This is a genomic window from uncultured Cardiobacterium sp., from assembly GCF_938028185.1.
Taxonomy (GTDB): Bacteria; Pseudomonadota; Gammaproteobacteria; order Cardiobacteriales; family Cardiobacteriaceae; genus Cardiobacterium.
Genome location: NZ_CALJAH010000005.1, coordinates 1 through 5,873, shown reverse-complemented (window position 1 = coordinate 5,873; position 5,873 = coordinate 1). Strand labels below are relative to the sequence as shown.

General features: G+C 60.7%; 9 protein-coding genes. 6 read left to right on the top strand and 3 right to left on the bottom strand.

Going from position 1 to position 5,873, the window contains the following annotated elements; translation table 11 throughout:
• Positions 1-109: 109 nt before the first annotated feature.
• From Q0349_RS00255 to Q0349_RS00245, 3 genes are read right to left on the bottom strand one after another with little or no spacing between them, the layout of a single operon-like run.
• Complete coding sequence (locus Q0349_RS00255) at positions 110-271, bottom strand: RnfH family protein (RefSeq protein WP_216597127.1); 162 nt, start codon at positions 269-271, stop codon at positions 110-112.
• A 2-nt stretch (positions 272-273) separates the two neighbouring features.
• Complete coding sequence (locus tag Q0349_RS00250) at positions 274-810, bottom strand: hypothetical protein (RefSeq protein WP_298078713.1); 537 nt, start codon at positions 808-810, stop codon at positions 274-276.
• A 1-nt stretch (position 811) separates the two neighbouring features.
• Complete coding sequence (locus tag Q0349_RS00245) at positions 812-1,243, bottom strand: type II toxin-antitoxin system RatA family toxin (RefSeq protein WP_298078711.1); 432 nt, start codon at positions 1,241-1,243, stop codon at positions 812-814.
• Between the two features lie 39 nt (positions 1,244-1,282).
• Here Q0349_RS00245 and smpB point away from each other — a divergent pair, with 39 nt between their 5' ends.
• The 6 genes from smpB to Q0349_RS00215 all read left to right on the top strand — a co-directional run bounded on the left by smpB (position 1,283) and on the right by Q0349_RS00215 (position 5,742).
• On the top strand, positions 1,283-1,753 hold the full coding sequence (gene smpB / locus Q0349_RS00240) for an SsrA-binding protein SmpB (RefSeq protein WP_298078709.1): 471 nt from the start codon (positions 1,283-1,285) through the stop codon (positions 1,751-1,753).
• Positions 1,754-1,761: 8 nt separating this feature from the next.
• Positions 1,762-2,463, top strand: a complete 702-nt coding sequence (locus Q0349_RS00235; RefSeq protein WP_298078707.1) for an MBL fold metallo-hydrolase — start codon at positions 1,762-1,764, stop codon at positions 2,461-2,463.
• Entirely contained in the window at positions 2,456-2,881 is a 426-nt protein-coding gene (locus tag Q0349_RS00230; protein ID WP_298078706.1) for a GNAT family N-acetyltransferase, read from the top strand. Before Q0349_RS00235 ends, Q0349_RS00230 begins: the two co-directional genes overlap by 8 nt.
• A 150-nt stretch (positions 2,882-3,031) precedes the next feature.
• On the top strand, positions 3,032-4,057 hold the full coding sequence (locus tag Q0349_RS00225) for a methionine ABC transporter ATP-binding protein (protein WP_298078705.1): 1,026 nt from the start codon (positions 3,032-3,034) through the stop codon (positions 4,055-4,057).
• A complete protein-coding gene (locus tag Q0349_RS00220) occupies positions 4,047-4,745 on the top strand; it encodes a methionine ABC transporter permease (RefSeq protein WP_298078704.1) in 699 nt (232 codons plus the stop codon). Before Q0349_RS00225 ends, Q0349_RS00220 begins: the two co-directional genes overlap by 11 nt.
• Positions 4,746-4,965: 220 nt before the next feature.
• Positions 4,966-5,742 carry a MetQ/NlpA family ABC transporter substrate-binding protein gene (locus Q0349_RS00215; RefSeq protein WP_298078702.1) on the top strand — a complete coding sequence of 259 codons (777 nt, stop codon included), beginning with the start codon at positions 4,966-4,968 and terminating at the stop codon, positions 5,740-5,742.
• The last annotated feature ends 131 nt before the right edge of the window (positions 5,743-5,873 follow it).

The following is a 5,873-nucleotide window of genomic DNA, read 5'->3' as shown; positions in this document are numbered from 1 at the left end:
GCTCAAACAGCGGCCGAAACCGTGATCGCCGACAAGGGCTATGACGCCCAAGCTCGAGTGCTCGAGGCGTTGTCCTTGCCTCATGCAGCAGCAAGAAGGCGGCTCGGGACTACGACCCGCATCTCTTCTGCAAATCAAGATGCGGGAAGAAACGCACCATGCCGGAGCGCTCTACCGCTTGTTTGAGCGTCGCGCCTTCGTTCATGGTGAGGGTGATGATTTTTTGCCGTTCCGGTTCGGCGTAGGCGATTTCAACGCGGATGGTTGCCATCGTCAGCCCCGCCGCGCCTTGTAATAGCGCCACAGCCAGCGCAGGCTGAGCAGCAGAATGCCGGCGAGGGTCAGGAAGCCGGTTAGCGTTTTCAGTGTGGCGAAAATGCTGCCCGCGCCCGCCATTGCCGGGGAAATGTCCGGGTATTGGCGCAGCATGGTGAACGTCGCCGCGTTTTCCAGCCAATCGCAGACGGCGCTGCAAACAGGCAAGGCGCACAGCAAGGCAAACCAGCGCTGCGGGCGGAAGTTCTTGCGCAGCAGGACGGCGAGCAGATTGGCGTAGGTCAGGGCGAAAAGTAGCGGGTAGAAGCTGTCGAGAACGAGCTGGGGCGCGCGGTAGTAATCACGCCCCGCCTCGCCCAAGGCAGCGAAGAGACTCGCTGGATAGTCCGGCGCATAACCGAAGGGCAGCATATCGAGCGGCGGCAGACCGCCAGCGAAGGCCTGCAAGGTTGGGAGCGTGCGGCTTGCCATCCACAAATAAAGGGCGTTGGTCAAAATAAAAAGCGCCGCAAGCGGCAGCGGTTTCTTCAGCATGTTATGCCCCGTAAACCTGCGCGGCGCGGCGGGCAAAGGCATCGACCATGGTGTTGCTCATGTGGCTCATCAGCCCGCCAAGAATGGGCGCGAGCAAGAGCGGCACTTCAAAATCCATGCTGTAGCGCACTTCGCAGCCGCCGTCATCGGTCGGCACAAATTCCCAGCGACCGCGCAGGTGGCGGAAGGGGCCTTCGACGAGGGCGATGTCCATCCAGTGCGGGTAATCGAAGCGGTTGCGGGTGGTGAAGGATTTGTGAAAAGCGCCTTTTTGTGCGGTGATGCTGCCGACCAGTTCATGCTCGTTGCGGCTGACCAATTTGCCGTTAGCACACCACGGCAAAAATTGCGGATATTTCTCGACGTCGGCGACCAAATCAAACATCTGCGACGGCGTCCAGGGCAATTTTTTCGACTTGCGGATTTGTGGCACAATAGGCGTCCTTTCAGGAATTTGGCGGCATTTTACCCCATGAGCAAGAAAAGCAAAGAACAGGACAACAACATCATTACCAACCGCAAAGCCTTCCACGATTACTTCCTGGAAGAGCATTTTGAAGCAGGCATCGCGCTGGAAGGTTGGGAGGTGAAAGCCCTACGTGCCGGGCGCATCCAAATCAAAGAAAGCCACATCCTCGTCAAAAGCGGCGAGGTTTTTCTTTTCGGCGCCTACATCACGCCGCTACCAGCCGCCTCGACCCACGTCATCGCCGACCCTTCGCGCACGCGCAAACTGCTGCTGCATCGCAATGAAATCAGCAAATTAATTGGCGCTGCCGAGCGCGACGGCTACACCCTGGTGCCGGTGAACCTCTACTGGAAAAACGGCTACGTTAAAGTAAACCTCGCCATCGCCAAGGGCAAAAAAGCCTTCGACAAACGCGCCAGCGAAAAAGACCGCGACTGGGCGCGACAAAAAGAACGCCTGATGAAAATTCACTGAGAACCCGCATGGCACACAACATCATCACCCTCATCGCCGAAGACCACGACAACTTCATCCACATCATCGCCGACCGCCACACGGGCGAAGCGATGGTCGTTGACCCCGCCTGGGACGCCGAAGGCATCCGCGAAGTGCTTGCCGAAGAAGGGCTAACCCTCACCGGTATCCTCATCACCCACAGCCACCACGACCACGTCAACGCGGTGCGCGACCTCTACGATGGGCGCATCACCTTATTCATCAGCGAAGCCGAACAGCCGCACTGGCCGGACTGCCCGGAAGACGCCATCCTCGTGCAAGAGGGCGACGAAATCAGCTTCGGCGGCAGCAGCATTGGCGTCATCATGACCCCCGGCCACACCCCCGGCAGTTGCTGCTACCACCTCGGCGGCGACCTCATCACCGGCGACACCTTATTTATCTACGGTTGTGGCCGCGCCGACCTCAAGGGCGGCGACCCGTACGCGCTCTACCGCAGCCTGCAAAAACTGAAAACCCTGCCCGCCGCCACCCGCCTCCACGTCGGCCACCACTACGGCATCGCCGAAACCTCCACCCTCGGCGAACAGCTTGCGGGCAACCCCTTCCTGATGATTGACAACGAAGCCGACTTCGTTCGCTACCGCATGGAACTGGCGGCGAAAACGCGCCACGCGCCCTACGGCCCCATCAGCCGCGACGAACTGGCGCGGGTGCTGCATGGCTGACATTACCTACCGCACGATGACGGCGGCGGACATCCCCGCCGCTTTGGCGCTGTGGCGCGCCATCCCCGGCGTTTTCCTCGACGCTGCCGACGAACCCGCCGCCCTCGCCGCCTTTTTGGCGCGCAATCCGGGATTAAGCGACGTGGTGCTTGCTGACGGCGAAATCATCGCGACGCTGCTCTGCGGTGAAGACGGCCGCCGCGCCACCCTCTACCACCTCGCCGTCGCCGAAAACTGGCGCGGACGGGGCATCGCCCGCCGCCTGCTCACGTGCAACGAAGACCGCCTGCGCGCCCGTGGCATCACGAAAATGCGCCTGCTCGTCCTCGGCGACAACGCCCTCGGCAACGCCTACTGGCCGAAACAGGGCTGGCGGCAGCAGACCGAACTCAATTACTACAGCAAGAGCCTGATTTAACGCGCGCCATACCACCGCTCCGCCTCCTGTGTATGGGGGCAGGATGGCTATAAACGCCGCCCGATAACCAGCCGTTATCTCCTGATGCAAACCTTTCATATCCCGCGCCGTGGCGGGCGGCTATAATCGCCCGCCTGCAAAGGACACCCCATGATTACCCTCGAAAACCTGCAAAAAACCTACCGCCACAAAGGGCGCGACATCCACGCCTTGAACGGCGTCTCGCTGCACGTCGCCCCCGGCGAAATCTACGGCGTCGTCGGCCAGAGCGGTGCGGGCAAAAGCACCCTCATCCGCTGCGTCAATCTGCTGGAGCGCCCGGACAGCGGCCGCGTCATCGTCGCCGGACGCGACCTCACCACGCTGTCGCCCGCCGCATTACTACGAGCGCGCCACAAAATCGGCATGATTTTCCAGCACTTCAACCTGCTCTCGAGCCGCACCGTTTACGACAACATCGCCCTGCCGCTAGAACTGGTCGGCGCCGACAAAAAAACCATCGCCGCAAAAGTCCGGCCGCTGCTCGCGCTGACTGGTCTTGAAGACAAGGCAAGCCATTACCCGGCGCAACTCTCCGGCGGACAGAAACAGCGCGTCGCCATCGCCCGCGCCCTTGCCGCCGAGCCGCAAGTGCTGCTCTCGGACGAAGCGACCTCGGCGCTTGACCCGAAAACCACCGAAGACATCCTCAACCTGCTCAAGGGCATCAACGAAAAACTCGGCCTCACCATCCTGATGATTACCCACGAAATGGAAGTGGTAAAACAGATTTGCCACAAAGTTGCGCTGATTGAGGGCGGGCAACTGGTCGAGACTGCCGATGTTGATACCTTCTTCACCGCGCCCGCCTCCGAACTCGGCCAGCGCTTTGTCGCGCAGACACAGCGCTTTGACCTGCCGGACAACTACCAGCAGCGCTTGGCCGCCGGTGGCACGCACCCGCTGGTCAAAATCCGCTTCCTCGGCAACAAGGTCGATGAGCCGCTGCTTTCCACCATCGCCCGCCGCTTTGACGTCAACGTCAGCATCTTGCAGGCGAAAATCGAACACATCGGCCAGACCGCCATCGGCCTTATCATCGCCGAAATCCTCGGCGAACCCCGCCAGACCGCCGAAGCCGTCGCCTGGCTGCAAACCCAACCTGTCACCGTGGAGGTACTCGGCCATGTCGCCTGACACCTGGAAAACCTTTCTCGCCTGGCTGCAAGCCCAACTGGGCGACATCCCCTACCTGCTCGTCAGCAGCACCTTTGAAACCCTCTACATGACGCTGACCGCGACCGCGTTTGCCACCCTGCTCGGCGTGCCGCTCGGCGTCATCCTCTACGCCACCCGTCGCGGCCGCTTCCTCGCCAACCCGTATGTCTATTACCCGCTCGGCATCGTGGTCAACATTGGCCGCTCCATCCCCTACCTCATCCTCGCGCTGTGGATAATCCCCTTTACCCGCGCCATCGTCGGCGTCTCCATCGGCAACACCGCCGCCATCGTGCCGCTCACCCTCTCCGCCGCGCCCTTCATCGCGCGCATGGTGGAAAATATGCTGAACGAAGTCCCCGGCGGCCTCGTCGAAGCGGCGCAGGCGATGGGCGCGTCGCCGCTGCAAATCGTGCGCAAAGTGCTGTTGCCGGAAGCGCTGCCGGGGCTGACCAACGCGCTCACCATCACCCTGATTGCGCTCATCGGCTACTCGGCCATCGCCGGCTCGCTCGGCGCGGGCGGTCTCGGCAAAGTCGCCTACGCCTACGGCTACCAGCGCTACCGCCCGGACATTATGCTCTACACCGTCTGCACCATCGTCGTCCTCGTGCAATGTATCCAGTGGCTCGGCGATGCTCTCGCCAAACGCTTTGACCATCGCTAAACCAACCCCTGCCCCCTGTGGGGGAGGGCAGGGGTGGGGGTAGCAAACACCCCGCCACGCGACATTGCCCATTTACATACACCATGAGCGCTCAAGTGTATGTAAATCACCGAACAGCCCCCTCTCCCTGTGGGAGAGGGCTGGGGTGAGGGCAAGATAACATCGCGTAGCGCCAACCCCCCCGTTATTCCATTTTCATCACCCACAACCGGAGAAATCCATGAAAAAACTGACCCTTGCCGCGCTCATCGCCAGCTTCGCCCTTGCCGCCCAGGCCGCGCCCTTCAAAGTCGGCTCCATGAGCGGCCAAGAAGCCGACCTCGTCAAGGCAGCGGCTAAAGTTGCCAAAGAAAAACACAATCTCGACGTCGAAATCGTCGAATTTGACGACTACGTCGCGCCGAACGTCGCCCTTGCCGACGGCTCAATCGATGCCAACGCCTTCCAGCACAAACCCTATCTCGACGTGATGGTGAAAGACCGTGGCTTCAAACTCGTCCCCGTTGGCAACACCTTCGTTTACCCCATCGGCGCGTACAGCAAAAAAATCAAGGACATCAAAGAGCTGAAAGACGGCGCCACCATCGGCCTGCCGGGCGACCCGTCCAACGAAGGCAGAAGCCTCATCCTTCTCGAAAAACAAGGCCTCATCAAGCTGAAAGACAGCAAAAACCTCGAATCCACGGTGATGGACATCGCCGAAAACCCGCACAACTACAAATTCAGCGAAGTCGATGCCTCGCTCGTGCCGAACAGCCTGCCGGACGTTGACCTCGCCTTCATCAACTCCAACTACGCCATCAACGCCGACCTGCTGCCGAAACGCGACGCGCTGATTCTGGAAGAACCCGATTCGCCGTATGTGAACATCATCGTCGTGCGCGAAGCGGACAAGGACAAGGACGAAGTGAAAAAATTCGTCGATGCCTACCACAGCAAGGAAGTCGAAGACGCGGCGGAAAAAGTCTTCAAGGGCGCCGCCGTCATGGGCTGGTAAACCCCGCTGTTCCCGCCACAAAAAACCGCCCTCCGGGGCGGTTTTTTTATGCGGTCATCTCAGAACCTGTTCAAATTCTCCCTCCCCTGCAGGGCGAAGCCCGCAGCGGGCGGGTACCCACGCAAAATGCA